This window comes from Acinetobacter sp. WC-743, from assembly GCF_000335555.1.
Classification (GTDB): domain Bacteria; phylum Pseudomonadota; class Gammaproteobacteria; order Pseudomonadales; family Moraxellaceae; genus Acinetobacter; species Acinetobacter bereziniae.
In genome coordinates this window covers 1-23,400 of sequence record NZ_AMFQ01000134.1, presented here as the reverse complement: position 1 = coordinate 23,400, position 23,400 = coordinate 1, and the positions used below count along the sequence as shown (strand labels likewise).

Sequence of the window (23,400 nt, the reverse complement as noted above, 5' to 3'; positions counted from 1 at the left end):
GATGAGCGCGAATATGAGAACCATCGATGAACAGCCATTCCATATCTGTATTCAGCGATAATAATTTGAATATAGTGAGTAACTTACCACTACTTGACCAGCGATTAAAACGTTTAAAAATAGAGTTCGGTTGTCCAAAGCAAGTGGGGATATCACGCCAAGGGCACCCAGTTCTAATCCTATAAAGAATCGCTTCAATAAAATTTCTTAAATTTGAGTTGAGATGAATGGATAAATTACGCAAAATAGCTTTCAACTTTTGCCAGTGTTGATCTGTTAACATGGTACGAGGCATAGCGAATAGTAGAATTGGGTTTGGCGATTTAATTTTACTACTTCGCTATTTTTTAATCTAAAAGTGTCAACACGCCCTATTTAAGCTGCTACAATGATGATGGTATAAAACGATCAATACGTTAAAAATCAGAAAGATGTAAAAAGGCGACAAAGATATTCAGGAAGATAAAAATTCTTAAAAATATAGAGGTTAAAGTGCTACAGCTGCTCAAAACAATAAAGCTTGTTCATCTCAGTCTAATCTTCATCTCTGCAATTTCCACCAGCTCATTCGCTGAACGAACAAGTGGCGCAAGTCCTATTCAATGCTTATTAGATGTGACTGTGATTGCAAGTCAAAATTTCCAAACGCCAGTCACACAATATACATCAATTAAAAATGATGGTTATCCGATGCTATTAATTGGTATAAAAATTGATAATGCTTATACAGCTGACTCTTCAAAAAAAATAAAAACGCACCATTTATATTGTTCAAAGCTGATTGGTCAGCAAAAAGATGCATATTTATCTGGACCACATATACAGAATAAAAACGTGATCCAAATCGGTGATCAGTTACAACTCCTCAATATTCATTCTTCAGGGAAAAGTTATCCCTATTGGTCTGATTTTTATTTTATACAAAAGCGTGATCATTGATCATCACGCTTTAGTAGAAACTTCAATTTAGAAACGTGTGTTCCAAAGATGTTGAGCTTTACTCATGGCTTCAGGGTAGTTATTTACAATACCCATGGTATATAAAGCAATCCCCATCGTTTCGGTAACGGCAATCTCGCCATAGTCATGTGTTTGTTGACCTTCCCAAACAGCTTTAAACACAGACAGATCCAGTTGTTCTTCTATTGGACTACGATTATCCGTTAATTTTGGTAATTCATATTCATAGAGTTCACCATCTTGGATACCACAAATCAGCGTTTTCGCGTCAGGGTTTCGCTCAAACTCGCCACCTTCACCTTTAATCACTGCGCTATTTTGATAACCCAGTTGAAAAGCTGCCTGTTGATGAGAGCTACGATAAGCAGGGTGAAAAATAGCTTGCATGGTGGCTTTGGCATTGAACGGGTTAATCAGGCGAGCAAGAGTATGTATTGGAGAGCGTAATCCCATGACATTTCTGAGATTGATCAAATCCGCTAAAATTGGTGAGATTACATCCAAAGGCAAATAAGCAAAATTTTGAGTCTCTAACTGTTGTTTGACTTCAGTTTCATTTTGGCAAATTGGAAATCCTAAATACGCTAAAACTTGTTCGGTATAAACACGATTCATGGTATGCCCAGCAGCGCCGTGCATGACGATCTTATAACCGTGTTTAGCCAGTGTCAGAGCTGCCAACAAAAACCATGGATAATGTTTGCGTTTCCCTGCATAAGATGACCAGTCTAAATCCACAGAAAGTGCTTGGAAGTTCAATTGGTCTTTGGTCGCTTGGACAAAGCCAGTGAGTTCATCTACAGATTCTTCTTTAACACGAAGTAGCATCAAGAATGCACCCAGTTGTACATCAAGCACTTCATTTTTTAAAATCATCGAAAAAGCTTGATAAGCTTCTTCATAAGTTAATGATCGTGCACCATTTTTTCCTTTACCAATGATTCGCACAAACTGCGCAAAAGGATGTTCAAAGTCTTTATAAAGATTGCGTTTGGTATTCATATGGATGCAGTCATAAGCCGAAGAAACAGTGCAGTACACTATGCCATAAATGAATTGAAAGGGTATAGATCTAAGTGGTATTAGACTAAGGTCTAAGCAAAAAATGGACAGATGTTAGCCAAAATTCACATTTACATAGAGATTGATGCTCAAAAATTAATTAAAATAAGCTTGAATAGTGTTTTATTTTTCATCTCCTGTTCTACATTTATTCTGATTTGCATATGGGCAATACAGAGTAAATCTTAAACATCGTCATTTGTTGTCTTTGTTTTGGAAAACGGCTGTTTTCTGAACGGATTTTTATTTTCTAAAAATCTATTTTCTTGATGTTTTCATCAGAATTTTTGCCTGTGTCAGCAAATGGTCGCATTAATATTGGATATTTCTTCGAACAGAAATATAGAAAGAAGTAATTATCATGGCTAAGAAACCGCTGTATAAATCACTCTATTTTCAAGTGATTGTTGCCATTATTTTGGGTGTGATCGTCGGTCACTACTTCCCAAGTGGTACACAATTGATCAATGGTGTAGAAAAGAATATTCCAGGTTTGGGTGAGCAACTTAAACCCTTAGGTGATGCTTTTATTAAGCTCATTAAAATGATTATCGCACCTGTGATTTTCTGTACCGTGGTCAGCGGTATTGCTGGTATGGAAAGCATGAAATCGGTCGGTAAGACGGGTGGTATTGCGCTGTTGTATTTTGAGGTTGTGTCCACGATTGCCTTAATCATTGGTTTGGTGGTGATCAATATTGCTAAACCTGGTGTAGGGATGAATATTGATCCTGCTACATTGGATACTTCTGGTATCAGCAAATATGTGGAATCGGGTGCATCACAATCCACCGTTGATTTCTTTATGCACATTATTCCTAATACGGTTGTCGGTGCATTTGCTGAAGGCGAAATTCTACAAGTTCTTTTATTTGCATTACTGTTTGGCTTTGCTTTACATAAGTTAGGAGATGCAGGTAAACCTGTTCTAAGATTGATTGATCAAATTTCGCATGTGTTCTTTAACATCGTGAATATGATTATGAAACTTGCGCCAATCGGTGCCTTTGGTGCGATGGCATTTACCATCGGTAAGTATGGCATTGGTAGCTTAGCGCAACTTGCACAGCTAATTCTTTGTTTCTATATCACCTGTTTATTGTTCATTTTCATTATTTTAGGTTCGATCAGTCGTTTCTGCGGATTTAGTATTTTAAAAATGATCCGCATGATTCGTGAAGAGTTATTGATTGTATTGGGTACATCATCTTCTGAATCCGTATTGCCTCGAATGCTGAAAAAGCTTGAAATTGCTGGCTGTGAAAAGTCTGTGGTTGGCTTGGTCATTCCAACAGGTTATTCATTTAACCTTGATGGTACCTCTATTTATTTGACTATGGCGGCAATCTTTATTGCACAAGCAACCAATACTCAACTGGATATTTGGCATGAAATTACTTTGCTTGCCGTCTTGTTGATTTCATCAAAGGGCGCAGCAGGTGTAACTGGTTCAGGCTTTATTGTAATGGCAGCAACTTTGGCTGCTGTAGGCAATATCCCAGTCGCTGGTTTGGCTTTGATTTTAGGTATTGACCGTTTCATGTCTGAAGCACGTGCATTGACTAACTTGGTGGGTAACTCTCTGGCAACCATCGTCGTTGCAAAATGGGTGGGTAAGCTTGATGTTGAAAAACTCAATGATGCTTTGAACAATCCTGAAGAAGTTGATCGTAAGATGCTTGAGGAAAAAACTGAAGTACATGCTTGAGTTTTTAAAAGTATTAAAGGAAGCTGAGGCTTCCTTTTTTAATGTCTGTGTTGAAGCATCCTTCATTTCTTATAAAATTTAAATTCAAACTGATGTTAGACATTCACGCTACTCAGATTTAACGACAACATGCGTATATCTGATTTATCTTTTAAAGCTTTTTACTGCATTACCTCGCTCAATCAACGTGTGTTGTAAATGTTGAGCATGTTTCTGATGGGCTTGTTGGCTCTCCATCTGTTGTTGTAATTTGAGTGCAATTAACTCTTTTGCTAAACGCTTATTGGCATGTTGACTGCGTTCAGACATAACTTTAACGCTGATTCCTGTGGCAGTATGGGTTGCATGAATAGCGGAGTCAGTGGTGTTGACGTGTTGCCCGCCAGCACCAGATGCCCGACAGGCTTGGAAAACAATCGTATCATCCGCAGGAAGTTGCGTAGGGCTTTGAAATTGGCTAATACCTACAAACCAATTTTTACGTTTGTGATGTGGACGAATTGGACTGTGAAATGTCCATTGAATCGTTCCTAACCAAGAGTTCAGCCAATTTTGGTGGCTGTCATTAATATTACAGATCACGGATGAATAGCCGTGCGGAGTAGTATTACTTTCTATCACTTCGAATTGAATTTTTTGCTTTTGAGCTTCTTTTTGCATTTCTTGCAAAGTGTATTTAACTGCAAGTTCACATTCCGCGGGTCCAAGCGCAGCACTGATTTGGACAATAGACAATATAGAGCATCCTTTAGATCAAACATTTGATCAAAATAAAAAGTATTGATTTAAAAAAGTAAATTTATAAATTTACGACTATGTTTTTTTGTTAGTGAGACATAGACATTTTTTAGCTTGCCTATTATAAAAAAATATCTGACTGAAAAACAATCAAAATATCAGCAAAGGCAGTTTTATTGGATGAATTATAAAAAATGTTTAACAAAATTCATGCTCAGTTGAATAATACTATTCGAGAAATTTTTCAAAATATGGCAGAATATGCGGTTTTAAAGATTTTAGAGGATTGGCAGCATGCGCTTTGTTGATGAAGCAGTCATTACCGTAGAGGCTGGCGACGGTGGCAATGGCGTAGCCAGTTTTCGCCGTGAAAAATTTGTACCATTTGGTGGTCCAGATGGTGGGGATGGTGGTCGTGGTGGCAGCGTATATATTCAAGCTGACGACGATACCAGTACCTTAGTCGATTATCGTTATACCCGTAAATTTCGCGCTGAACGTGGTAAAAACGGTGCTGGCGCAAACTGTGCTGGTCGTGGTGGTGAATCAGTTGTTCTGAAAGTTCCTGTGGGAACCACCATTGTAGATACAGAGTCTGGCGATATTATTGGTGACCTTGTTGAAGATGGTCAAAAAGTTTTAGTTGCACACGGTGGTGATGGTGGTTTGGGCAATACCCATTTTAAATCATCGACCAACCGTTCTCCACGTAAATGTACACATGGGATCAAAGGTGAGTATCGTGAGATTCGCCTTGAGCTTAAAGTTCTCGCTGATGTCGGTTTATTGGGGATGCCGAATGCAGGTAAATCAACCTTTATTCGTGCTGTTTCCGCAGCAAAACCTAAAGTAGCGGATTACCCATTTACCACGATGGTTCCCAACTTAGGTGTGGTTGATGCGGATCGTCATCGTTCATTTGTTATGGCGGATATTCCTGGGCTGATTGAAGGCGCTGCTGAAGGTGCTGGTCTCGGTATTCGTTTCCTTAAACATTTGGCGCGAACGCGTATTCTTTTGCATATTGTTGATGTGCAACCGATTGATGGTTCAGACCCGGCATACAATGCCAAAGCCATTATGGAAGAATTGAAAAAATTCTCGCCAACTTTGGCTCAATTGCCGATTGTGCTTGTTTTAAACAAACTCGATCAATTAAATGATGATACTCAAGAAGAATGGTGTAATCATATTCTTGAAGAATTACAATGGGATGGTCCTGTATTTAAAACTTCAGGCTTGCTTGAAGAGGGAACAAAACCAGTTGTGTATTACCTCATGGATCAAATCGAACAACAACGTGAGTTGGAAGAAGAAGATCCAGAGTATGCAGCGAAAATGAAAGCATTCCGTGATCAGCTTGAAGCTGAAACACGTGAACAAACGATTGCTGCAAAAGAAGCTTATCGTGAAATGCGCCGTCAACAACGTCTTGCTGGTATTTTGGGTGATGACGATGAAGACGACGATGGTGACGATGGCGAAATGGAAGTGTACTACGTACGCTAATTTCTAAAGATATCCAAATATTCGGGTATCCGCTTAGAAAAGAAAGACCGAGGATAAGATGATAGAAGTGGTAGATGGGCAACGTCAGCTCAAGGCTTTAAAACGTATCGTTGTTAAAATCGGATCATCTTTACTCACAGCAAATGGGCAAGGTTTAGATTTGGATGCAATTTCGCATTGGGCGAAACAAATTGCAGATCTACACAATGCCGGACATGAGATTATTCTGGTGTCTTCTGGTGCTGTGGCTGAAGGGATGGTTCGCATGAAGCTAGAGAATCGACCCACCGATCTACCCAGTCTACAAGCTTGTGCTGCCATTGGGCAAATGGGCTTAATCCATACTTGGTCAAGTGTATTAGAGAAACATTCGATCCAAACAGCACAAGTCTTGTTAACACATGATGACCTCGCAGATCGTCGCCGTTACTTAAACTCATGTGATGCCTTGCAGAATCTAATTGATTGGAAGGTAATTCCTGTCATTAATGAAAATGACACGGTATCCACCGACGAAATTCGTTTTGGTGACAATGACACGCTTGCTGCTATGGTTGCGGGTCAAGTGCATGCAGATTTACTGATTATTTTGACTGATCAGCAAGGTATGTTTGATTCAGACCCTCGTTCCAATCCCAATGCAAAATTGTTCCATACCGTTCGTGCAATGGATGAAACTTTATTTGATATGGCTGGCGGTGGCGGTAAGTTTGGTCGTGGTGGTATGTTGACCAAAGTTCGTGCTGCTCGTTTGGCAGCGAAGTCAGGCTGTCCAACGCTCATCGCAAGTGGTGAGAGTGACCATGTATTGGCGCGTTTAATGGCGGGTGAATTACTGGGTACGCTGTTTATCACCGATGATGATCGTCTAACAGCTCATCAACAGTGGCTTGCTGCGCATTTACAAACAGCAGGGCGTTTGGTGCTAGATGATGGTGCTGTTAAAGCCATTAAAGAAAATCACCGTAGTTTATTGCCTGTTGGTGTAAAAGCGGTTGAAGGGCATTTTGAGCGTGGTGATGTGGTTGAGTGTGTCGACCAACATGGTCATCGAGTTGCGGTTGGGCGAGTAAATTTCAGTTCTCGTTCTGCTGAAATTGTCAAAGGTCTGGCTTCTGACAAGGTTTACCAAGTATTAGGTGAAGCACGTTCGTTGGAAATGATACACCGTAACCATATGTCGATTTATTGATTTCTAAAGTTTTACAGATAAGACCTCGCTAAGGCGGGGTTTTTATTTGGGTATTAATGCTGGAGCTTTATCATTATAAAAATCTGATTTAAATACTTTTTCCCCTACATACGATTTTAAATAATAATGCTGTTGGTGTAAGCGAGAACCACCTTGTATGCCTTGGGCAAAATTCTCATCTTGATTTAATTTGCGTTTAATCGCACTAAAAAAGCGTTTTATATTTTTATCAGGTGTTTTTGAAATTACTCTTAAGGTTATTTTTTCTAGAGCATTCTCAGTTTCTCTTCCACCTTGTCCTTCAATAGCGTAAATACAATATTCATCATCATAGATTTGGTGTTTATTGATTTTTTGTTCTTTATCTAAAAAATAGAAGCCCAGATTTTGATGATCATACTCCAAAAGTTGTGTTTTTAGATTTTCAGTTATGATCACTTTGATTTGAATTTGCTGATTGGAATCAAAGTACTCCATCATCATTTCAATGTTATATTTTTCTAATTCAGGCTGAATGTAGCGATAGAATTGCGTCAATGATGTGATGACATAAATATACGACATAATGAGCTCACATTTAAAATATTAGCTTTCAAGCTAATTTCTTTTCATCTTCAATGTTTGGGAGCAACTGATCTTTACCAACCATATATTTAAAATCAGCTAAATTGAGCATGTCGAGATCCTCTTCACTATTTCCATAAGCAAAGACTTTTTGATAATGCGCTAAATTGTATTTTTCTAAAACTCTCAAACGTTTTTGTTCACAACTACAATCTGGTGTCGCATAATGACCTGTAAATTTTCCCTCAAGAATCTCAGTCTCAGTACAAATCAAATCAATTTTTAATAATTGGCAAATGACCTCTAAATAAATGTCGACAGAAGCAGAGACTAAAACGACATCATCACCATTGTTTTGGTGTTTGAGCAATTGTTGATAAAGGGTGGGATCTAATTGTCCCATGAGACGATAAGCATATTCATCGGCGATATCTAAAATCTCATTGGCATCAGCATGCTTAAACATGGCGTTAAACAACTTTATACGCATCGCATGAGCTGGGTAGATATTTAAATAATAGGCTTGAATCCACGGCAAGATTTTGATGCCTTGTTTGACAATATGTCTTTTGGATAGAGCATAGAAAATGAACCCTGTAAAACTGTCTTTTTTACACAGGGTTCCATCAAAATCAAATAAAGCTAAATTTTTATACGTTTTGCTCGGTGCATACATGTTTCATATCGTCCGTTTACGCGGCTCGCATACCAATTTGTGTTGTAGTCACGACTCAATTTTGGTCCAGAAATAATGACTTCAGGCATTATGGCATATATTGGTTCTTTGCCTGTTTGATTTTTATATAGTTTAGAAACAGCGATATAGGTTTGGGTTTTTTCAAAATCTTGTTCTTTCTCTTGCTTGAGGTCATTACGAAGCTGTCTTGGTGTCACTAGAATATTATTTTGAGCAAATAATGCAGTCAGTGCTTTTTCTGTATCTGTGATGGCAGGGCGAGGATCACCATTTTTATCATAAGATAAGAGATCACCATCCAGTGCCAAGTCGGCTTTAGTCAACTTATCAATCATTTTTTGAAAGGCAGCATTACGACTAGAATACATCCCTGAGTTGTAGTCTGCAAAACGATAGATTGGCTTGTCATAGTTTGCAGGATACATCATCAAGCGGTGAATCCCGTAATACAAACCACCAAATTCTGTATAGAGATCGTCACGTAACTCATTAACATTCATGCTGCTGCGCTTGTGTGCTTTGGCATAATTGATATGTACTTGCATCGACCCAAGTGTCGTGATCGGGTTCATTTTTTCGGCAATATCTTGACCCACGAATTTGGCAGCACCAGTGAGTGCACTGACATGATAATGTTTTGCCATATAGTCAAATATTTCACGATACAACACATCTAAATCTTTTTCTGTACGCACGCGGCTCATTTGTTTTAAATAGTTGTCATCAGGTGATGGTTGATTTTTTAAAACATTTTCAAAGTAAGATGCGACAGTACCACCGATGGTTGAACCTAATTTATCTTCAAATTTTTCATTGAGTCGAGTGGTCACTTCTTTGACTGCTTTATCACCTAGACCTGGAACTACAGGGTTGGCAACGAAGTTCGACTCTTGATCGACGACAGCGATAATGGTGCAGACATTTTCTTTGTTGGTCGGAATCTTTAATTCGTTTGAAATATCAAAAATATCTTTTGCCCAAGAGTCACGTTGACTAACACGATTTGGAATCAGCTTTTTAATTTGTTCCTGTTTTAACTGCTCATCATCTTCATTGGCAAACCATGAACCTTTACCACAAGCAATTAGACTTAAAGAAAGAGCTAACACGCTGAAAGATTTAATAAAAGCGTGATGTCGAACTAATTTTTTCATATCGCAGAAAACATACTCAGAAAATGATGAGCCACTATGGCAGATGCAGTATACTATGAAGGTCTAAAAATGTATGAATATATATGTATATTGGTCCCTATCAACTGTCAAATAATTTAATTGTTGCCCCTATGGCAGGTGGGTTAGACTATTTATAATAATAATTTAAAATCAATGATTTGATATTTTTTACGTGGCGTATGGCGTAGTTTTGGCGTAAAAAAATGAGGTTGTTCAGAATATTAACATCCTTTGAACTATCCGAATGCAGGGCTAAAAACTAAGGAACCTAAACAACGGTTTTTATATATACGATCATGGTGGTTATGGTCAGCTTTATTAAAATCTACATCTTCTCTAAATTTAAAATCTCGTGTTAATTGCCAAAGTAGTCTTTGCCCATTGCTATCAGTAATATCAAAAAGATTTATAATGAATTTAGGTGGCTGAACATATTCATCGTTTTGATCAACAAGTCTTGGAAATCCATTTATCATCATAAATGAGAGTTTTTTATCTTGGCAATATGGGATAATTCTTTTAGTAAAAATTTCATCTGCCAATTTTTCAAAATCGGATTCATATTTGCTTTCCAATTTTTTAATACGTTTTTCTATCTGAGATGGGGTCATAGTATTTCCTTAATTCTACACGTTATTCCGATTAGGCAAAAATGAGGTGAAATCAATTCACCTCACTCCAATTTCTTTGAGACTCTTTTTGCAGTGAATCCAACCAAACAGCAACATCCGTTAAGTTAACAAAGTATTCAGATTTATTGCCATCTACCTTAAATGCTGGAAAAGGTAGTTTACATTTAGCTGCTCGTTGTTTTGCAGCTGCCATATCTAAATGTGGCATGTAATCTTCAACAATATCTTTTAAGGCAACAACTGGTCTTTTATAACGCAGAATCAACATCATTGACGTGTCGATTTGGTCATTTCGATTGATAGCTACTCCCATTAGTCATCCTCCTGAAAATCATCAATATCAAAACGCCATTTTTCAATTTGACCTTTTTCGTCAATATTCATAATGATGTAATCGCCATAACCATTTTCAGCAGGGCATAGAGTTGTAGGAACATATCCATCTTCTTGGCATTTAATGGTATTGCCAATTGAATCTACTAACTCCCAACCACAGCCATCAGCTACTTTAAAATGGATACTTGCAGTTTTCCCAATTTCCCAGTTTTCAATCATGCCAGTAGCCACATTAATGACAGGACACCATAAATCACCATTTTTACAAGGTGTTCTGTCACCACTATCAGTATCTTCAACACCATTAATTGTAGAATCTTCCCAATATCGAACAGATGCTTTTACAATCACTTTTGCTGGTACTTTTGGTGTTGCAAGTGCAATCCAAGATTTCTCGCTTACTTCAAACTCTCGATCTATTTGAGGGTTTTGTTTTAATATAAAATCGGCTGGTAAGTTATTCGTTTGAATAAAATAATTAAGATGTGCTTTAAGCTCACTCTCTAAATCAAAATTTACATTTGTTTTCATCACAGCCACCATAATTCAAAGTTAATAAATAAAAATCCGTTTACTACCATCATAATTTCAAGCCACCAGATAACCCACGCCATGTGCTTCACCTTTAACAATATGCAGAATTTCCTTTTCTGCTTTTGCTGTGCAAGTCTGTTCAGGTGCACGAAGATGGTTTTCAAATTCAGCCCCAAGCTCATAGGCTGCTTGATTCCCTGAAAGGTCTGAGCCAACACGCACATAATGATGTGATTTTTTATATGCTCGTTGTGCTTCTCGACTTTTTGCTCGTGCCACAAAACCACCATCTAATTGCTTCACCTCATAATCCAATTTTTCTAACCAAATTTTGAAGCCTAAGAAGTTTTTCTTTTTAACTACTGGACGCATAAGGCATTTACCTCAGCTTGGGTGTTATATCCGATAGCTTTAAATAGTGGATTCAATGCAAAAATATCCAACTGTTTTTTGGCACGTGTAGCAGCAACATAAAGTAGGCGTGCTTCGTCATCAGTTAAAACCTTTTCACCTGGTTCAACTGATTCTTTATAAAAAAAGTCACCACCTAGTTTGACTTTGTTAAACTCCAGTCCTTTGGATTTATGAGCTGTAGTAACAATGCAGTCATAATCGCTGGAATTGCTTTTGAGCAAAGCTTCAATTAGGGCATTTTCACCTACTTTGTTGATAAGGCTAACCAACGGTTTTAAGTCATTTCCAGTGACTTCCTCAGTATATTCGGTGACTTCTTCCCAATTGCTAAAGCCTTCAAACACACTTCCATCATGGACTTTTATTCCAGACTTAACTTTTTTGGCATCTTCAATATTCTTTAATAAAGAACCTGTATCAACTTCCAAACGTGGTTCACGTCCAATTTTTACCAACTCAACCATATTAGAGAGGGCAGCAGCATTGGTTCGATAAATAAATGCGTCGGCAATTTCATCGCTAATTTCATTAACATGGGAATCTATCTGATCAAAACCACGCAATGGAATTTCTTCATCCAAAACATTGAATAAAATTTTATTGGCAAGATCAGCAATGTTTTCGCCAAAACGGAATGATTGACTCAAACGTGTTTCAGCAATATCAAGGGATTGCATTGCATTTACAGCACCACGAAATGCATAGATTTGCTGATGACGATCACCAACATAAATGACCTGAGCACGTTGCTTACTCAAGACATTCAACATGATTGGATCAGCATCTTGTGCTTCATCAAATAAAATAAAGTCAGCATTAATTACAGGATTACTTAATGCCCAATATTTAAGATAATGATCATGTTCCAAACGGTTGATACCAGCAGGATTAAGAATATCGTTCCAATAATCATGTGCCTTAGGTAAAAGGATATTTGCCAATTCAGCACGGTATGTATCATCCATCCAATCTGGCAGTGCAGCATAGACTTGTGATAATTGAATTTCGCTGTAATTAGATCGGCAGAAATATCCAACCGCATTCATCATAGATGTGGCCATACGTTTTGAATTAAATAAACGTTTCTGATCATCTTCACCACGTTGTTTAACCAATGCCACTGGTACTTGATAATTCTCAAGATCATGGCGAGATGCCAATTGGTTTGACATCAAGCGACGATTTTTTAATTTATTCGTCAGCCAGCGTGGAACAGAGTTATAAGCTAGGCTGTGAAAGGTTTTGCATTTAACATTGTGGTTAAATTTAGACTGTGCTTCTGTTGCAATGGCTTTGTTAAATGCCAAGTACATTCCATGTTGGTGATGCTTTGCATTGCCGATTAATTTAAGGGTGGAGGTCTTACCAGCCCCAGCGTATGCGGTAACTTTACAAGATTGACCGTGTAATGCCATATCAATGGCATGTTGTTGTTCAATAGTTGGATTCATATTGCTATCTCACTATTGGTACCCTCGTATATGAGGGCACCACATGCCATTAGTTAAGGTGTAAGTTCTGCTGATTTACGTTCAAATAGAGCGCTAACTTCATCGATTTGTTCATCATTCATTGAACTTGTATTGGGTTCAAAACGTTCAGCCATGATGGAGTTGATTAATTCGATGTTATCGGCACTATCCAAATCAACGAGTAATTGCACATAATTTTTACGGTTGGCATACGCAGTAGAAATATCCGTTTTTGCAGGTTCGCCAAGATCGGCAGGAATTGTTTTGGCTAAAGCCTTTAATTCCTCAATTGTGCTTAGAGCATTAATTTGATTAATGAGTCCTTTGACATCAAAGTTAGCAGCCATATCAATGACTTTTTCTTGCTTTTCTTGACGTTCTGCTAATTGTGCTTTTAGACCTGAAGATCCTTGATGCTTTGGAAGATTAGATGGTTCAGGTGTTACATCAATTTCCTTGTCTCGTTCTTCTTCGGCAACACCAAAACCTTTTAAAATATCGGTAAATTCATCACGTAATGCGTAACCACGAGCACGCATTTGCATCATGCGTTTTGGATATTGAGACCATGGTCCTTGTTTGCTTGTTAAACCAGCTCGCTTTGCATCTTCCTTACTAAAAGTTTTGGTTACAGCTTTTTGTCCTTTACGTTTTACAATACAAGTTGCAACGTCTTCTGTTTGAGTTTCCTCAAACTGCTCAAGAAGCCCTGAGCTGCGAACCAAAGCAAGGACTGCATCACCCCAAAGAGACGGACGACCGTTAATCACGGCAATGTTCTGCATCGCTTGGAGTGGTTGTAAGCCAATTTCAGCACCCCATTGCATAGCAACTAAAATATTGCCTGGTTTTTTCTGATAATCTTTTGGAACAATATCCGAATCTGCAAGAATGCCTGCAATTTGCATTGCATCTTGAAGATTAGTTGGAGTTAAAAAGCCTGTGTTTTGTACTAATGCGTTCATAATATAATTCCTTAAACTGTTTCTTTAAATTTGGTTGAAATACGGAAAACTCGGGTACTGGAGGTTTTGCTGTATTTCGTAAATAAATCAGGTTCTTCTTTTTTCAACAGCGTACTGTCGATACGAGTAGAGGATTGCTCTTTGTATGTGAAAAGGGTTTTGCCTTGGCTAATCATCATTTCCGCATCTTGCATGGAAGAAACAAGCTGTAACTTGATTTCATCTTCACGCGCTTTATCTGCTTTTTGACGACCTTGAACTGAAATAAGTTCTTCACCTAATTTGATTTGTTCAAAAGTAGCTTCAACTTGTTTACCAATGACATGCTTGGACCAACGATGCAAAACATCATCAAAACAAGTAGGATCGGGTGGCACATCAGCAATGACATGGTTGAACCAAAATGCTTTGACTTGTTTAAAGATTGATTCAATTAAATCGTCATCACGTTCAATGCGATACATGCGGAACTTATTGCCACCAATGAGAACGGCAAGGTGCCATACTTGGAAGCCTGTAAGTTTCATGTACCAAAGACATTGAGTAAGGTAATAATCTGGAATCTGATCTGTACCTTCTTCACCAAATAGCTTGGACAAATATTCCGAAGCTGTTTTACATTCCAAACCTTGGTCTGTTGTTAATTTTCCATCTTTAAAGAAAACACGACCTGCAATTTCAGGATTCACAACGGCACGGTCAATGTTCCCAATAGCCCAAGTTTCACCAAATTCTGCAAGTGATAGTTGCTGTGTAACACGCTGAACTTTCATACCTGAGCGACGTGAAAATTCTTTGGCAACAACATCTTCAAGCAAGTTGCCGAAATGGGCAGACTCATTTTGTGATTCTTTATGTTCGCCACGACCTGTTTTGTCTAACCATAATTGGTAAGGTGATTTGTACGGACTAAAACCAAGGATTGCAGCAACATCTGAACCACCGATACCTTTTTTACGACCTGCAAGAAATTGGTCACGATTAACTTGTGTATTCATGGACGAAACTCCTTGGTAATAGAGTGCGTGCGAGTTAATTGGAAAATCAAAAATTCACCATTTAGTAAATTTGAATTAACGATTTTTCCAGCATCATTTTCTTTTGTATAAAATGACTTAATTCGATCAATTGCTAGTTCAGCTTGCTCAATCGTTTCAAAGCACTGAGCATCAGGCAGTACTTTTGTATAGCTAGGCGTACAGTAAGACTGACGACTTGCATTAAAAACAAAACGACCAGTAGTTAAGTTTTTAATGACATATAGTTGTTCTTTTAATTCCATTACTTACTCCTCACTCGATTCATCAGAATCCAAGTCCCAACCTTTTAATTCCAAGGCTAAAGGCTTCATATCTTCTTCAACTGAATAACGATCATTAACTAACTCACCATCTTTGTACTCTTTGATGAACCAGAAGTTTCCACCTTCGTCATAAGCTTTATATGTACAAGTGAGGTTGAATTTTTTGATGAGAATGTCCGTAACAGGCAATGGGGCAGACCATGCGGTATCAAATTCAATAGCGTTGCCATTAACAACTACTTGATATGCATTCCATTTTGTATCCCAATTTTTTACGCACCACTGATACCATGAAGAACAACCATATTTGTTGTAATTATCGAGAACTGTTTTCCCAAGCTCTAAAAATTTATTTAGGCTATCTTTATTGTCTTTGATTCGTTCAAAATCTACTTTTGAGCTTTTTAGTTCAGATTCCCATGATGAAAAATCATCAAAAACAGAACCAAAATATTTACGGTGACGGAATGGGGCAGAGAAATGTTCCTCGTTTTTATAGCCATCCGTTAAGACATAAACAAAAGCTGCATCTTTTGTACTACTTTCTTCAATACCCAATGAATCAGGCATGGGTATTAAGGTATTAAAATCGAAATCAGATTTTTCACTTTTAACGAATGCCAATACTTCATCTATATTAGGAGAGTGAATGACAATCTTATTGGTTACATGATTTGGCATATCAGCCTCCTAATTTTTGTAATTTGAATGCGATAGAGTCTTCAAGGGCATCATTGATTTTTACGAGTTCATAGCGATCAAGGTATGCATTGATTTCGCCATCTTCCTCACCCACTTTTTCAGGTTCTAAGCGATCAATTTGAATGCCAACAGCACGATTAAAGCCGTTACCATCATCGAAACCTGAATAGTCAAAATTCACTTCGATGTAATACTGGTCATTTGCTGTTAATAAAGTTGCATGACAGTCATGTTGACAGTCGTTGTATGGTCCTAAATCGAGCTCATCCACCTTGTAGATGTCTGATGCCACAGTGATTGGCTGCTGTTCTTCAACAGGCAGCTTGGCTGGTTGATACATTTGCACAGACGCTAAAACTGCTGTCATCGCTACTGCACCACTTAAACCCAACAAAATTGATTTGAAATTTAATGAAACCATGTTCATAATCTCCCTATAGCGATTGCTATACCCCTAAAAGAAGCCCCGTCCTCGATCAAAATTTCGGGGCTTTTTATTGCCTAATTTTTAGTTTTAAGCTGAAAAGGTACCAATCAAAACTTGTTGTTCAGGAAGTAAATCAATTACTTTTTGCTTAAATTCCTGGATAATTTCATTTACCAAGATTTCTTCTTTGACAATTTGAATAGCGAAAATAGGCTCACCGCTACCGCCATTCACAATTAGGCGTAATTCGATTTCTTTTTCATCTAAACCGACATAGGCTGTATCAAGAATTTTGAATTTTGCAGGTAGTTGACCTTTTTTAGCTTTAGCAGCAATGTCGGCATAGGCTGTTCGTACTTCACGAGTATTTTCTACTTCCGCTTCATTTGAAGTGTTGATATCCACTTTCATGTTGCGGACAGCAACAATCGCTTCTTTGATGCTGATTTGGTTTTCATCTGCATCAACCGCAGATAATACGCTCGCCCAATCTTCAAGGAAGGTTGCAAAGCGTTTTTGATCAAGCTTTGTATCTTTGAGCTGATTTAACTTTTTCCATACAACAGTTGGATCAAGTTGCAATGTTGCTGTATGGTCGCAATGACCTTGATCAAAGCCTTTTTCGCTATAATTCAATACAGCAACAGCTTTAACATCATCACGAGAAACGAATACTGGTACTGATCCAGTCGTTGGTGCATCAGCAATGTATTGAGCAAAATCTTCAAAGATAGGTGTTGCAAAAATACCACGGATGCGGTTGCGACCATTTTGATGAATTTCAAAATTATGAATTTTAAAATTTTCATGAACAGCCTGTAGACCACCACGCTTTAAGTCCATTACTGGTGCACAATGTTCAACAACTGCTGCTACTTCACTTTTTTCTAATGACATGACTTTTTTCCTTTTGGAATATTCAGATTGGTTGGGGAGGGAGCCTTAAACTTCTTCTTGATCGAAGATTTGAGCCGTGTGGTTAGCAAACAGGCTTACATCACCATGTTTGTTGACGAACATAGGTGTTTTGGCACCATGATCTTCAAGTTTGCGACCATCTTTTAAAGGGGCAATTGAAGTTAATTTATGCTCAATTGTTACGTTGTCGGAGCCAACGCCTTTGGTTAATTTGAGCTTGATGGTGATTTCACCAGCTTTATTGTTATCGACGACTGCTGAAGCTACTTCACTAATTGCATAGCCAAGCTGTTGAGCAAAGACACCGCCATCGATGTCATCAATAAACTGATTGTGGTCAGTAGGTTTCATTTTTTCACCAAGTTTGGTTGTTGTTGGTGATTTAAATATTAGGCATTCCTAATTAAACAGTCAATAGGTATTCCTAATTTTTTTTAGGATTGCCTAATTTATTTATTTTGACAAAAAAAACTGCAATGAGCAGGCTATGATTGATTGGTAAGTATTTAGTTTATAAAAAAGAATCTATAATTTTTTTTATTAAAGTTAATTTTTCGATTTCATTGGGTAGTTTATTGAATTGTTTATATTTTTTAGATGCACAAGAATATGCTTTTATATGAAGAAATGAAAAATAGATTAAGTGAATAATAACTCCAACCAAGAATGAATAAAAAACTGTCAATATGAAGCCTAAGAATATGTTTTCACGATAAAAATTTAGTATTATGGATATTGGAAATATCAAAATCATTGAAAGTATGTAGCAAAACTTAGTTTTTGGTCGATGGCTTGTATGTTCTCTTACTTCATCTTTAATTAGTTTTTTTATATTGTTTTTTATTTCCAATTTTAATAATTTACGATTTTGATAATGATCAAGTTTGATTAGTAATAATTGGAGTAGATCCAATATCCCGACAATAATTTTGATGCTAATTAAAAATATGACTAAGCCTAATACGATTTTAAGGATCACTGCACTTAAAAAATCATTTCCTGAAGATACATAATCATCATCATAAACACCATAACGATCTGCAAATGCTTGAGATGAAAAAAGCATAAGAAAGAGTAAAGTTATACTTTTTTTCATCATTCACCTTACAATTTAATTAATTGCAATTACCACTTTTCTAATTTTACAATTTGCCAAACCCAACCAATAATTTCAAATTGTTGTGAGATTCTTTCTTCTGCTGTAAGTTCAATTTCTTTATATTCTTCTGAATTATCAGATAACAATCGGATTCCGCCAAAGGGTAGGTTATATAAACGTTTGCAGTAATGAAGTCCACCAATACAAATAACATAGATACGACCATCTTTTACCTCTTTGCGACCAAGATCAATGTGGATTGTATCGCCATCATTAATGGTTGGTGTCATTGAGTCACCTGATGCAGTTGCTGCAACTGCATTAGATTCTGTAATTGATAAATTGCGTAAAGTAGCTTTGGACAATCTTAATTTACGTCTTTCATTAGCAATAGCTTCATTAAATGAACCATCACCACAAGCAAAAGAAAAATCCTTGAAAAATGGGATTTCTACCTCGTCATCATCTATTGGAGTATTGTTATCCCATTCATTTATTTGGGTAAATTGAGGATTAATTTCACCATCTGATTTAGGTGAGCCTTTACCAGTCGCAAGCCAAATAGGGTTCACATTCAAGTGATGTGAAGCTCGTAGAAGATTTTCGCCTTCCATTGTTTTTGATTTACCAGAAAGCCAGTCACTTACAGATGGTGGCTTAACACCAACAGCACGAGCAAGTTCTACACCCTTGATTTTTTTGGGTGGTAAAACTTCCATTGCATATTTAAGTCTTTCAGCAAGTGTCTTCATAAATAACTCTCAAAGCATTAGGAAATCCTAACACGAATAAAATTAGGTGTGCCTATTGATTATTTATAAGGAATGCCTAATAATTGTTTTTGTTATAGGAGAGCAACATGAATGACAACCAACTTATAGAAGCCCTTGGTGGATGTAATGCAGTTGCACGGCTTTTAGGTATTACAGGACCTTCAGTGAGTGGTTGGAAAGCTATTCCGACTGAAAGAAAAATCCGCCTAGCTGTGATTGCGGAAGATCGTGGAATCTGCACACGTAAAGACCTTTTCCCAGAAGATTATCAGGACATCTGGATTGAACTAAGAGAGCCTGAACGAATTCAATAGGTGAATCTATGGAAACAAAAATAATGTTTGTATTCAGCAAAAAACTGTTGGCACCCATGTCAACCCGAGTACCGCTGGAAGTCCAAGAGATCATTGATACTTTGGCTGAAAGCCAAGGTAGTAATCGTGCGAAGTGGTTAAGAGATGCCATAGATAAAAAGATCGAACTGGAGACAGGTCAATCATCATCTGAGCTCATAGAAAAATCAAAGAATACAACGTCTACAAGCGTATTCAAGAATGTATGCAGAAATTTGAAAAGTTTTTGGCAGGCATTAAAAAAGCCCGACGTTGCAGGTCGAGCTTCTAGTATTCATCAACATTCAGGTAAATGAACATGAGTAATTTAACAGAACATAAGTGCGCTGGCAAATGTCCAGAATTTAAAGGGGAGCAGTGCCATCACTGTTTGATTCAGCAAATTGAAAAACGTGAGTTTGAATTGGGTGTGGCATCCGATGATGCTTATGTAAAAACAATCTCAGATTCAGATTTTGTTGAAGGAGATAGTGTTGTTTTTATTGATGCATTTATGCCTGATCACATTATGACAGTTCACAAAGTACAGGGTGACGGAATCTTATTAGATGGTAACCATAAATTTGCGCTTATCCATTTATTACGTCATGCATCGACGGTTGAGTTAAATGCTAATCGTCGACTTTCTATGACTGAGCAATCGTTAGGGGAAGTGTCATGACTAGTGAACTTGATCAAATAATTCTTCAGCGTAATAGCATCAAGGATGCAACCCATATTGATGAAAGCAATGGGCTTAAATTTTTATTATTACAACATACCCGTCATATCTGGTGTGGCGTGGCTTGGGGAATAACGTCTCATGATTTTACTGGTTTAACACCAATTACTAAAACAGAAACAAGTATTCAGACTATAAAAGTCAATGGATTAGAAGATTTAATCGAAGGACCAGTAGCACTTCAAGCTGTTTTAAATGGTCAAACAGTTCAGCTTAGTTTTGAGCCTTGGGAAGATAAATATTGGGATGATTTCATACCTGGTATAGATGCAACCTCAACAAAAATATTTTTCACAGGATTTCATGATGACCGAAAGGTCTTTTTCCGTATTAAGCCAAAAACCATCTCAATTAGAGGTATAGAGGTGCCAGCGCCTTTTGAGCCGAAAGATGGAGACACGGTTTGGCATCTGAACACTCATTCAGGTTGTGGATACAGTATGAATTCATGGTCGGATGATGGAAATCATTCATTTATGCTTTGGCGCACAGAAAAAGAAATCAAACAAGTCGTGGAAGCTCTTCGTAAAGTATTCGAGGTGAAACCATGAAAGAACGTCCAATTTTGTTTAACACTCTAATGGTAAATGCCATTTTGGAAGGTCGTAAGACTCAGACTCGTCGTGTGCTCAAAGTGCAACCGCCTTTAACCGATAAAAACATCATGCCTCTTTATACTATGGAGCCAGAACCAAAGGTTACAGAAGTTACCATGCATGAGGTTATGGATAATGGAATGCCTTTCCCTTCATCACTCTCACGCCATAATTGCCCATACGGAAAAATAGGTGATCATCTTTGGGTACGTGAAACATTCCGCTTATTTGATTCAGATGAATGCCCACATGCTGATTTTCCTTGTGGATGTCCAAGTTGGGGAACACCTCTCTATCGAGCATCACATGATTGTGGTGATGGTGAAAAGTGGACTCCATCAATTCATATGCCTCGTTCAGCAAGCCGTATCTTGCTTGAAATCACAAATATTCGTGTAGAACGTCTACAAGATATTTCTGAGGGCGATGCTGTTTCCGAAGGTGTTGAGCCAATCATTATTCAAGACAATATAGCTATTGAGGGTGGTTGGACAAAAGCTGATCGCCAAATGTGGAAAGGGTACAAAAATAAAGACCGTGCATATCGTGACACAGCAAAGGACAGCTTTACATCCTTATGGCAGGAAATTAACGGTTCAGATTCTTGGGCTGTAAATCCATGGGTATGGGTAGTTGAGTTCAAAGTGGTTCAGGGCGGTGAACCATGATTGAAAAATTAACTATTACTGAAATTGGTCCATATAAAGACGATTGGGCTGTTGTCTATGTTGATCTTAACAACTTATATAGTGCAGGTGGTGGTCGTATCACGGTTGTAACTGGTGATCATGTTGGAAGCGCATTTTTCTCTCATGTAGGTCAACCAACTTTTAAAGAATTTATAGCTCAATGCGATTCTGATTATCTAATTAGAAAGCTATTCAAAGTTGATCAGTGGATTCCTGTTGAAAATGGTGAGGAATTTATTGAATACGTTGCTCGAGAACGTCTAGATGCCATTAAAGAACAACGCTCATCGGGTGCTGTTACTAAAGCTGCACTACGTGAGTTATACGATCAATTGAAGAGTTGCGAGTTCACTAATACATCTCATCTCTATGACATTTTGTATAAAACTGAAAGAGAGACAATGGTGTCTTTTTTCGGTGAAGATTGGTGGTTTGAGCTTAATCCAAGCAAGATCAATCGAGCTTATACATTTTTAGATTCAATGCTTGAAGATGTGATTGCTGAATTTAAAAAAATAAATGAGGTGACATCATGATTGATAACACCTCCATTCTTGCTCTAACAGACATTATCCAATTGCCTGAAGCTGAACGCTTACAGGCAATCAAGGATAAGTTTTCAACAAAATCACATGATGAATTACTTTATTTACTTAGCAATGTTTTAAATGTTGCTGTGAATTATGCCCAATCTTGTGATGAAACATTGTATTTACATCTCGTCACTACAGGCGATATGCACCCATACACAATTGATAAGCTTATTTCACCTAGTTTTCATGGTGCCTTGAATGGGCTGATTTTGGCGCAAAAAGCACCTAATCAAGATGTTCTATGTGAATCGTGCGCTTATCGCTGCGGTACTTTGGCAAATCACTGTCTTTCTACTCAATCTGACTTGGCTCATGCCCTGGAAACAGATGCAGTTTTTTATTGCCATAAAGATATTGAAAATTTGGTCAACCCATCGGCTAAAGACCGTAAGTGCATGAAACCATGTAAAGGCTGGGCACAGCATGTGAAACATAAGGGGGTAGCAGCATGAAGTATGGCTCAGTATGTTCAGGAATTGAAGCAGCTACAGTTGCTTGGCATGAACTAGGGTGGCAACCTGCATGGTTTTCTGAAATTGAAAAGTTTCCGTCACAAGTATTGGCTCATCATTACCCACATGTAGAAAATTTAGGCGATATGACATTTATTGCTGAAAAAGTTAAAAGTTATGAAGTAGAAGCACCCGATATATTGGTCGGAGGAACCCCATGCCAAGCATTTTCTGTAGCCGGGTTAAGAAACTCATTAGATGACGATCGAGGACAATTAAGTCTTGAATTTGTGAGATTAGCGAATGAAATTGATTCAGCCAGATTTATTCGAGGACTTGAGCCAGTCATTGCCATTTGGGAAAACGTACCTGGAGTGCTCAACACAAAAGACAACGCTTTCGGCTGCTTACTGGCAGGGCTTGCAGGTGAAGGGTGTGAATTACAACCACCAGGGGGACGATGGAAAAACGCTGGTTGTGTGTTTGGACCATCTAGACAAGTCGTTTGGAGAGTCCTTGATGCTCAACATTTCGGACTCGCCCAACGACGCAAAAGAGTGTTTGTTATCGCAAGTGCTCGAACAGAATGTATCACCGAAATACTATTTGAGCGCCAAGGCGTGTTTGGGGATATTGAGAAGAGCCAAAACAAGGGGGAAGGTTCTGCCTCAAATAGTGGAATACACACTAACAGAACAAGCGAAACGGTCAGCGGAAAAACAATAGTTCCTCCATTGCTTGCATCACATGGCCAGAAAAAATGGTTAGGCAATCAAGAGGCGTTTTGTGGTGATTACTATATAAAACATGCGATTG

General features: G+C 37.9%; 32 protein-coding genes and 1 pseudogene. 13 read left to right on the top strand and 20 right to left on the bottom strand.

The features are described from left to right. A partial coding sequence (locus ACINWC743_RS24115; protein WP_009584487.1) for an IS5/IS1182 family transposase occupies positions 1-295 on the bottom strand: 295 nt, incomplete at its 3' end. 197 nt (positions 296-492) lie between these two features. On the opposite strand from ACINWC743_RS24115, the gene ACINWC743_RS20700 reads away from it, so the two are divergent. Continuing rightward, positions 493-939, top strand: a complete 447-nt coding sequence (locus ACINWC743_RS20700) for a hypothetical protein (RefSeq protein ID WP_004831520.1) — start codon at positions 493-495, stop codon at positions 937-939. Between the two features lie 27 nt (positions 940-966). Here the strand turns inward: ACINWC743_RS20700 and ACINWC743_RS20695 are convergent, their stop codons facing one another. Then, entirely contained in the window at positions 967-1,962 is a 996-nt protein-coding gene (locus ACINWC743_RS20695; protein WP_009586825.1) for a glycosyl transferase family protein, read from the bottom strand. Positions 1,963-2,383: 421 nt separating this feature from the next. On the opposite strand from ACINWC743_RS20695, the gene ACINWC743_RS20690 reads away from it, so the two are divergent. Then, a complete protein-coding gene (locus ACINWC743_RS20690) occupies positions 2,384-3,730 on the top strand; it encodes a dicarboxylate/amino acid:cation symporter (RefSeq protein WP_004831518.1) in 1,347 nt (448 codons plus the stop codon). A 144-nt stretch (positions 3,731-3,874) separates the two neighbouring features. Here ACINWC743_RS20690 and prfH read toward each other — a convergent pair whose 3' ends face one another. Then, a complete protein-coding gene (gene prfH, locus ACINWC743_RS20685) occupies positions 3,875-4,465 on the bottom strand; it encodes a peptide chain release factor H (RefSeq protein WP_009586822.1) in 591 nt (196 codons plus the stop codon). A 297-nt stretch (positions 4,466-4,762) separates the two neighbouring features. Here prfH and cgtA point away from each other — a divergent pair, with 297 nt between their 5' ends. Beyond that, positions 4,763-5,977 (top strand): Obg family GTPase CgtA, encoded by a 1,215-nt coding sequence (gene cgtA / locus ACINWC743_RS20680; protein WP_004831516.1) that lies wholly within the window; start codon positions 4,763-4,765, stop codon positions 5,975-5,977. Between the two features lie 58 nt (positions 5,978-6,035). Further along, on the top strand, positions 6,036-7,169 hold the full coding sequence (gene proB, locus ACINWC743_RS20675) for a glutamate 5-kinase (protein ID WP_004831515.1): 1,134 nt from the start codon (positions 6,036-6,038) through the stop codon (positions 7,167-7,169). A 42-nt stretch (positions 7,170-7,211) separates the two neighbouring features. Here proB and ACINWC743_RS20670 read toward each other — a convergent pair whose 3' ends face one another. Genes ACINWC743_RS20670 through ACINWC743_RS20660 form a run of 3 tightly spaced genes read right to left on the bottom strand, consistent with a single transcriptional unit; the run spans position 7,212 to position 9,584 of the window. Then, positions 7,212-7,706 carry a hypothetical protein gene (locus ACINWC743_RS20670; protein WP_227510977.1) on the bottom strand — a complete coding sequence of 165 codons (495 nt, stop codon included), beginning with the start codon at positions 7,704-7,706 and terminating at the stop codon, positions 7,212-7,214. A 55-nt stretch (positions 7,707-7,761) separates the two neighbouring features. Then, positions 7,762-8,409 (bottom strand): HAD-IB family hydrolase, encoded by a 648-nt coding sequence (locus ACINWC743_RS20665; protein WP_005030050.1) that lies wholly within the window; start codon positions 8,407-8,409, stop codon positions 7,762-7,764. Further along, positions 8,376-9,584: a DUF1615 domain-containing protein gene (locus tag ACINWC743_RS20660; protein WP_004831511.1), complete on the bottom strand. Its 1,209-nt coding sequence runs from the start codon at positions 9,582-9,584 to the stop codon at positions 8,376-8,378. The genes ACINWC743_RS20665 and ACINWC743_RS20660 overlap by 34 nt, the downstream gene beginning before the upstream one ends. An 83-nt stretch (positions 9,585-9,667) precedes the next feature. On the opposite strand from ACINWC743_RS20660, the pseudogene ACINWC743_RS25350 reads away from it, so the two are divergent. Next, positions 9,668-9,733: pseudogene (locus tag ACINWC743_RS25350) on the top strand (hypothetical protein); the annotation flags it as partial. Positions 9,734-9,841: 108 nt separating this feature from the next. Here the strand turns inward: ACINWC743_RS25350 and ACINWC743_RS20655 are convergent. From ACINWC743_RS20655 to ACINWC743_RS20590, 14 genes are all read right to left on the bottom strand, one after another. Then, on the bottom strand, positions 9,842-10,216 hold the full coding sequence (locus ACINWC743_RS20655; RefSeq protein ID WP_009586845.1) for a hypothetical protein: 375 nt from the start codon (positions 10,214-10,216) through the stop codon (positions 9,842-9,844). A 52-nt stretch (positions 10,217-10,268) separates the two neighbouring features. After that, the gene (locus tag ACINWC743_RS20650) at positions 10,269-10,550 is read right to left on the bottom strand and encodes a pyocin activator PrtN family protein (protein ID WP_009586842.1); all 282 of its coding nucleotides are present in this window, start codon (positions 10,548-10,550) and stop codon (positions 10,269-10,271) included. Beyond that, the gene (locus tag ACINWC743_RS20645) at positions 10,550-11,104 is read right to left on the bottom strand and encodes a hypothetical protein (protein WP_171064920.1); all 555 of its coding nucleotides are present in this window, start codon (positions 11,102-11,104) and stop codon (positions 10,550-10,552) included. The genes ACINWC743_RS20650 and ACINWC743_RS20645 overlap by 1 nt, the downstream gene beginning before the upstream one ends. Before the next feature lie 57 nt (positions 11,105-11,161). Further along, positions 11,162-11,479, bottom strand: a complete 318-nt coding sequence (locus ACINWC743_RS20640) for a hypothetical protein (protein ID WP_009586829.1) — start codon at positions 11,477-11,479, stop codon at positions 11,162-11,164. Continuing rightward, complete coding sequence (locus tag ACINWC743_RS20635; RefSeq protein WP_009586838.1) at positions 11,467-12,972, bottom strand: UvrD-helicase domain-containing protein; 1,506 nt, start codon at positions 12,970-12,972, stop codon at positions 11,467-11,469. Before ACINWC743_RS20635 ends, ACINWC743_RS20640 begins: the two co-directional genes overlap by 13 nt. Before the next feature lie 53 nt (positions 12,973-13,025). Further along, positions 13,026-13,958, bottom strand: coding sequence for a hypothetical protein (locus ACINWC743_RS20630; protein WP_009586834.1), 933 nt, complete (start codon positions 13,956-13,958; stop codon positions 13,026-13,028). A gap of 11 nt (positions 13,959-13,969) precedes the next feature. Further along, entirely contained in the window at positions 13,970-14,956 is a 987-nt protein-coding gene (locus tag ACINWC743_RS20625) for a YqaJ viral recombinase family protein (protein WP_009586827.1), read from the bottom strand. Further along, positions 14,953-15,240 carry a hypothetical protein gene (locus tag ACINWC743_RS20620; protein WP_009586835.1) on the bottom strand — a complete coding sequence of 96 codons (288 nt, stop codon included), beginning with the start codon at positions 15,238-15,240 and terminating at the stop codon, positions 14,953-14,955. Before ACINWC743_RS20620 ends, ACINWC743_RS20625 begins: the two co-directional genes overlap by 4 nt. Positions 15,241-15,243: 3 nt before the next feature. Further along, positions 15,244-15,942 (bottom strand): hypothetical protein, encoded by a 699-nt coding sequence (locus ACINWC743_RS23590; protein ID WP_009586823.1) that lies wholly within the window; start codon positions 15,940-15,942, stop codon positions 15,244-15,246. A 1-nt stretch (position 15,943) separates the two neighbouring features. Continuing rightward, positions 15,944-16,384 carry a hypothetical protein gene (locus tag ACINWC743_RS20610; RefSeq protein ID WP_009586836.1) on the bottom strand — a complete coding sequence of 147 codons (441 nt, stop codon included), beginning with the start codon at positions 16,382-16,384 and terminating at the stop codon, positions 15,944-15,946. Positions 16,385-16,477: 93 nt separating this feature from the next. Beyond that, complete coding sequence (locus tag ACINWC743_RS20605; RefSeq protein WP_009586847.1) at positions 16,478-17,287, bottom strand: DUF2303 family protein; 810 nt, start codon at positions 17,285-17,287, stop codon at positions 16,478-16,480. 45 nt (positions 17,288-17,332) lie between these two features. Then, positions 17,333-17,659: a hypothetical protein gene (locus ACINWC743_RS20600; RefSeq protein WP_009586839.1), complete on the bottom strand. Its 327-nt coding sequence runs from the start codon at positions 17,657-17,659 to the stop codon at positions 17,333-17,335. Between the two features lie 160 nt (positions 17,660-17,819). Further along, positions 17,820-18,407, bottom strand: a complete 588-nt coding sequence (locus tag ACINWC743_RS20595; protein ID WP_171064919.1) for a hypothetical protein — start codon at positions 18,405-18,407, stop codon at positions 17,820-17,822. 26 nt (positions 18,408-18,433) lie between these two features. After that, on the bottom strand, positions 18,434-19,159 hold the full coding sequence (locus ACINWC743_RS20590) for a LexA family transcriptional regulator (RefSeq protein WP_009586843.1): 726 nt from the start codon (positions 19,157-19,159) through the stop codon (positions 18,434-18,436). A 107-nt stretch (positions 19,160-19,266) separates the two neighbouring features. Between ACINWC743_RS20590 and ACINWC743_RS20585 the strand changes: the two genes are divergently transcribed. The 8 genes from ACINWC743_RS20585 to ACINWC743_RS20550 form a co-directional block, all read left to right on the top strand. Beyond that, the gene (locus ACINWC743_RS20585; RefSeq protein ID WP_009586832.1) at positions 19,267-19,494 is read left to right on the top strand and encodes a Cro/CI family transcriptional regulator; all 228 of its coding nucleotides are present in this window, start codon (positions 19,267-19,269) and stop codon (positions 19,492-19,494) included. A gap of 8 nt (positions 19,495-19,502) precedes the next feature. Continuing rightward, positions 19,503-19,829 carry a hypothetical protein gene (locus ACINWC743_RS20580; RefSeq protein WP_035301527.1) on the top strand — a complete coding sequence of 109 codons (327 nt, stop codon included), beginning with the start codon at positions 19,503-19,505 and terminating at the stop codon, positions 19,827-19,829. 2 nt (positions 19,830-19,831) lie between these two features. Further along, positions 19,832-20,194: a hypothetical protein gene (locus tag ACINWC743_RS20575; RefSeq protein ID WP_035301526.1), complete on the top strand. Its 363-nt coding sequence runs from the start codon at positions 19,832-19,834 to the stop codon at positions 20,192-20,194. Beyond that, positions 20,191-20,805 carry a hypothetical protein gene (locus ACINWC743_RS23585; RefSeq protein ID WP_009586824.1) on the top strand — a complete coding sequence of 205 codons (615 nt, stop codon included), beginning with the start codon at positions 20,191-20,193 and terminating at the stop codon, positions 20,803-20,805. Before ACINWC743_RS20575 ends, ACINWC743_RS23585 begins: the two co-directional genes overlap by 4 nt. Further along, entirely contained in the window at positions 20,802-21,518 is a 717-nt protein-coding gene (locus ACINWC743_RS20565) for a hypothetical protein (RefSeq protein WP_009586826.1), read from the top strand. The genes ACINWC743_RS23585 and ACINWC743_RS20565 overlap by 4 nt, the downstream gene beginning before the upstream one ends. After that, positions 21,515-22,075 (top strand): hypothetical protein, encoded by a 561-nt coding sequence (locus tag ACINWC743_RS20560; RefSeq protein ID WP_009586831.1) that lies wholly within the window; start codon positions 21,515-21,517, stop codon positions 22,073-22,075. Before ACINWC743_RS20565 ends, ACINWC743_RS20560 begins: the two co-directional genes overlap by 4 nt. Then, positions 22,072-22,584 carry a hypothetical protein gene (locus tag ACINWC743_RS20555; protein ID WP_009586844.1) on the top strand — a complete coding sequence of 171 codons (513 nt, stop codon included), beginning with the start codon at positions 22,072-22,074 and terminating at the stop codon, positions 22,582-22,584. The genes ACINWC743_RS20560 and ACINWC743_RS20555 overlap by 4 nt, the downstream gene beginning before the upstream one ends. Beyond that, positions 22,581-23,400: DNA cytosine methyltransferase (locus ACINWC743_RS20550; protein ID WP_009586837.1), on the top strand; the 820-nt coding region annotated here is incomplete at its 3' end. The genes ACINWC743_RS20555 and ACINWC743_RS20550, both read left to right, overlap by 4 nt.

Bases quoted from the DNA above. Each gene is read 5' to 3' on its own strand.
- ACINWC743_RS20560 (WP_009586831.1), top strand. From the start codon at position 21,515: ATGATTGAAAAATTAACTATTACTGAAATTGGTCCATATAAAGACGAT.
- ACINWC743_RS20580 (WP_035301527.1), top strand. From the start codon at position 19,503: ATGGAAACAAAAATAATGTTTGTATTCAGCAAAAAACTGTTGGCACCC.
- ACINWC743_RS20605 (WP_009586847.1), bottom strand. From the start codon at position 17,287: ATGTCATTAGAAAAAAGTGAAGTAGCAGCAGTTGTTGAACATTGTGCA.
- ACINWC743_RS20620 (WP_009586835.1), bottom strand. From the start codon at position 15,240: ATGGAATTAAAAGAACAACTATATGTCATTAAAAACTTAACTACTGGT.
- ACINWC743_RS20695 (WP_009586825.1), bottom strand. From the start codon at position 1,962: ATGAATACCAAACGCAATCTTTATAAAGACTTTGAACATCCTTTTGCG.
- ACINWC743_RS23585 (WP_009586824.1), top strand. From the start codon at position 20,191: ATGACTAGTGAACTTGATCAAATAATTCTTCAGCGTAATAGCATCAAG.
- ACINWC743_RS20625 (WP_009586827.1), bottom strand. From the start codon at position 14,956: ATGAATACACAAGTTAATCGTGACCAATTTCTTGCAGGTCGTAAAAAA.
- ACINWC743_RS20640 (WP_009586829.1), bottom strand. From the start codon at position 11,479: ATGCGTCCAGTAGTTAAAAAGAAAAACTTCTTAGGCTTCAAAATTTGG.
- ACINWC743_RS20690 (WP_004831518.1), top strand. From the start codon at position 2,384: ATGGCTAAGAAACCGCTGTATAAATCACTCTATTTTCAAGTGATTGTT.
- ACINWC743_RS20655 (WP_009586845.1), bottom strand. From the start codon at position 10,216: ATGACCCCATCTCAGATAGAAAAACGTATTAAAAAATTGGAAAGCAAA.
- ACINWC743_RS20660 (WP_004831511.1), bottom strand. From the start codon at position 9,584: ATGAAAAAATTAGTTCGACATCACGCTTTTATTAAATCTTTCAGCGTG.
- ACINWC743_RS20565 (WP_009586826.1), top strand. From the start codon at position 20,802: ATGAAAGAACGTCCAATTTTGTTTAACACTCTAATGGTAAATGCCATT.
- ACINWC743_RS23590 (WP_009586823.1), bottom strand. From the start codon at position 15,942: ATGCCAAATCATGTAACCAATAAGATTGTCATTCACTCTCCTAATATA.
- ACINWC743_RS20650 (WP_009586842.1), bottom strand. From the start codon at position 10,550: ATGGGAGTAGCTATCAATCGAAATGACCAAATCGACACGTCAATGATG.
- ACINWC743_RS20600 (WP_009586839.1), bottom strand. From the start codon at position 17,659: ATGAAACCTACTGACCACAATCAGTTTATTGATGACATCGATGGCGGT.
- ACINWC743_RS20555 (WP_009586844.1), top strand. From the start codon at position 22,072: ATGATTGATAACACCTCCATTCTTGCTCTAACAGACATTATCCAATTG.
- proB (WP_004831515.1), top strand. From the start codon at position 6,036: ATGATAGAAGTGGTAGATGGGCAACGTCAGCTCAAGGCTTTAAAACGT.
- ACINWC743_RS20595 (WP_171064919.1), bottom strand. From the start codon at position 18,407: ATGATGAAAAAAAGTATAACTTTACTCTTTCTTATGCTTTTTTCATCT.
- ACINWC743_RS20665 (WP_005030050.1), bottom strand. From the start codon at position 8,409: ATGTATGCACCGAGCAAAACGTATAAAAATTTAGCTTTATTTGATTTT.
- ACINWC743_RS20590 (WP_009586843.1), bottom strand. From the start codon at position 19,159: ATGAAGACACTTGCTGAAAGACTTAAATATGCAATGGAAGTTTTACCA.
- cgtA (WP_004831516.1), top strand. From the start codon at position 4,763: ATGCGCTTTGTTGATGAAGCAGTCATTACCGTAGAGGCTGGCGACGGT.
- ACINWC743_RS20645 (WP_171064920.1), bottom strand. From the start codon at position 11,104: ATGAAAACAAATGTAAATTTTGATTTAGAGAGTGAGCTTAAAGCACAT.
- ACINWC743_RS20585 (WP_009586832.1), top strand. From the start codon at position 19,267: ATGAATGACAACCAACTTATAGAAGCCCTTGGTGGATGTAATGCAGTT.
- ACINWC743_RS20630 (WP_009586834.1), bottom strand. From the start codon at position 13,958: ATGAACGCATTAGTACAAAACACAGGCTTTTTAACTCCAACTAATCTT.
- ACINWC743_RS20635 (WP_009586838.1), bottom strand. From the start codon at position 12,972: ATGAATCCAACTATTGAACAACAACATGCCATTGATATGGCATTACAC.
- ACINWC743_RS20575 (WP_035301526.1), top strand. From the start codon at position 19,832: ATGAGTAATTTAACAGAACATAAGTGCGCTGGCAAATGTCCAGAATTT.
- ACINWC743_RS20610 (WP_009586836.1), bottom strand. From the start codon at position 16,384: ATGGTTTCATTAAATTTCAAATCAATTTTGTTGGGTTTAAGTGGTGCA.